This window comes from Plectonema radiosum NIES-515 (assembly GCF_025753815.1).
GTDB lineage: Bacteria > Cyanobacteriota > Cyanobacteriia > Cyanobacteriales > Nostocaceae > Hassallia > Hassallia radiosum_A.
In genome coordinates this window covers 1-2,754 of record NZ_JAOWRF010000187.1, presented here as the reverse complement: position 1 = coordinate 2,754, position 2,754 = coordinate 1, and the positions used below count along the sequence as shown (strand labels likewise).

Annotated in this window: 4 protein-coding genes; 2 read left to right on the top strand and 2 right to left on the bottom strand. The window is 42.6% G+C overall.

The genetic code is table 11. From position 1 onward, the window contains the following. A partial coding sequence (locus tag OGM63_RS12485) for a hypothetical protein (RefSeq protein ID WP_263745895.1) occupies positions 1–226 on the bottom strand: 226 nt, incomplete at its 3' end. Between the two features lie 22 nt (positions 227–248). On the opposite strand from OGM63_RS12485, the gene tmk reads away from it, so the two are divergent. Continuing rightward, positions 249–905, top strand: a complete 657-nt coding sequence (tmk, locus tag OGM63_RS12480) for a dTMP kinase (RefSeq protein ID WP_263745894.1) — start codon at positions 249–251, stop codon at positions 903–905. Positions 906–966: 61 nt separating this feature from the next. After that, a complete protein-coding gene (locus OGM63_RS12475; RefSeq protein ID WP_263745893.1) occupies positions 967–1,893 on the top strand; it encodes a DNA polymerase III subunit delta' in 927 nt (308 codons plus the stop codon). 169 nt (positions 1,894–2,062) lie between these two features. Here the strand turns inward: OGM63_RS12475 and pgmB are convergent. Then, the coding region (pgmB, locus tag OGM63_RS12470) for a beta-phosphoglucomutase (protein ID WP_263745892.1) at positions 2,063–2,754 on the bottom strand (692 nt) is incomplete at its 5' end.

The window sequence follows — 2,754 nt, the reverse complement described above, 5'->3', positions numbered from 1 at the left end:
ACAGGGGGACGATGATGATAAACTTGATTAATTTTTTGGCGTTGCTGAATCGCAGTAGGAATCCGAATGTAGAGACGCGATATATCGCGCGAAGCTCGTCGGGGGAAGCTTCCCCCGACAGACTTCGCGTCTCTACAAGGGTTTTGACATCACGCACAATCATTTTCATACATCTAATCAGCAACGCCAATTTTTTATATAAAAAGCTGAAATCTGCAAAACTCATCCTCAAATGAAATTCTCGAAGCATGAATGGTAAATTAATCGTATTTGAAGGGGTAGAAGGTTGTGGCAAAACTAGCCAAATCCAACTTTGTCAAGAGTGGTTGAAAAGTCTAGGTGTTTCAGTTGTGGTGACTCGTGAACCTGGGGGAACTCCTTTAGGTTTGGATTTGCGACGCTTGTTGTTAGAAGTAGAGAACAAGAAAATAGCAAATACAACAGAATTATTATTGTATGCTGCTGACCGATCGCAACATGTTGAAGAAGAATTAAAACCGAATCTAGAAAAAGGTAATATTATCTTGTGCGATCGCTATACTGATTCGACTATTGCTTATCAAGGTTATGGTCGCGGTTTGGATATAAATTTAATAAATGTGCTGAATGCGATCGCGACTGGTGGGTTAGAAAGCGATATTACGTTATGGCTTGATGTTGATATTGAAGTGGGACTAAGCCGCAAACGCGCGGCGGACGATATTGCTGATAGAATTGAACTTGAAGCGATCGCTTTTCATCGTCGCGTCCAAGAAGGATATAGTCAACTGCAAGCATCCCAAGATAAAATTGTCCGCATAGATGCTAGCTTGAATCCATATGCTGTGCAAAAGATGATTCAGACAACTTTGAGCGATCGCTTGAAAAGTTGGGGTTATATCATATCCGCTGAATCAACTGTATAAAAATATTGCAATCGTCGTAAAGACGTTCCGCCGGAACGTCTCTACAATATGTGTAATTATCATGATTAATGACCCATTCGCGAAACTTATAGGACAACAGCAAGCGGTAGAATTATTGACTCAAGCTGTCAAACAAAATCGAGTTGCACCTGCTTATTTATTTGTCGGTTCTGAGGGTGTGGGACGCAGTTTAGCAGCACGGTGCTTTGCACAATTGCTGTTTTCTCATTCTGTAGAAACGAACCGTTTGCGTCAAGAAAACCATCCAGATTTATTCTGGGTGCAGCCAACTTACCAGTATCAAGGACAACGATTAACACCAGAAGAAGCCGCAGAAAAAAAACTGAAGCGGAAAGCACCACCTATAATTAGGTTAGAGCAAATTCGGGAAGTTACGCAATTTCTCAGCCGTCCGCCGATACTTGCACCAAGAAATGTGGTAGTTTTAGAACAAGCAGAAACAATGGCGGAAGGTGCGGCAAACGCTTTGCTGAAGACTTTGGAAGAACCAGGACAAGCAACGCTGATTTTAATTGCACCTTCAGTTGAGTCTGTGTTGCCGACTTTAGTTTCACGCTGTCAACGCATTCCTTTTTATCGAATGGAAGCAGTGTCTTTGACTGAGGTTCTCAGGCAAACAGGGCATGAGGAAATTTTACAGCATGAGGCGGTGTTAAATATAGCATCTGGGAGTCCGGGGGAGGCGATCGCATCTTTTGAGCAATTGCAAGTTATCCCTAATAAGTTACTCGAAACTTTGACAACAGCCCCCAAAACTTACCTTGATGCTTTAAAATTGGCGAAAGAAATTGATGATTTGGATACAGAAGCTCAACTGTGGTTAATCGATTATTTGCAGCAGTCATATTGGCGAAAGTCGCATGAACAAAGTATTATTAACCTGTTAGAAAAAGCGCGTAAATATCTACTTTGTTACGCTCAACCGCGCTTAGTTTGGGAATGTACTTTGATGGCAATGAAAAGTTAAGACAAATACAAATAAGAGTGTCAGCGTGATTTGAAAACTCGTAGTGAGCAGTAAACTGCTCAATTAAGCGTTGAAACGCTTACTACGAATTTCATCGCTGTTTTCTGGCAACATTGTGAGCAGTAAACTGCTCAATTAAGCGTTGAAACGCTTACTACGAATTTCACCGCTATTTTCTAGCAACATTATCCAATTTAGCGCGGATATCTGACCAAGTGGCATATGCTAAACTTGGTAAAACTATGTGAGCAGCACCAACTCGCTCAACTGGTCCGAGTCCTATTGCCCACATTCTTGCTGCTAAAGCTGCATCAATACCCGCTGCTGCATCTTCGACAACTACACATTGCGCTGGTTGAAGTCCTAATTGTTGTGCAGCGAAGAGAAATAAATCGGGTGCTGGTTTGGGTTTTTCGACACTGTAACCGTCAGCGATCGCATCTATTTTACTCGCAATTCCCAATCGTTCGATAACTGGTCGAGCATTCTTACTCGCAGAACCTAAAGCTATTTTAATTCCCCCTTGTCGCAGTTCATCCAAAAAAGACACCGCTCCAGGCAATAAATCCCCTGAGGAGATATTTTCAATGGATTCTACATAGTAGCGGTTCTTACGCTCCATCATTTCCTGTATCTGTGCTTCTGAATACTTTTTATTATCCCCAATTATCACCAGCAACGATTCCCGACGCGACACCCCCCGCAAAGCTTCGTTAGCTTCGCGGGTAAAAGGTAAACCTTCTTCATCTGCCAATTTCTGCCAAGCTAAATAGTGAAATTCTGCCGTATCCGTCAGGACACCATCTAAATCGAAGATGAATCCTCGGATGTCGAGGGATGAGGGAAGCGTGGTGTGGGGGA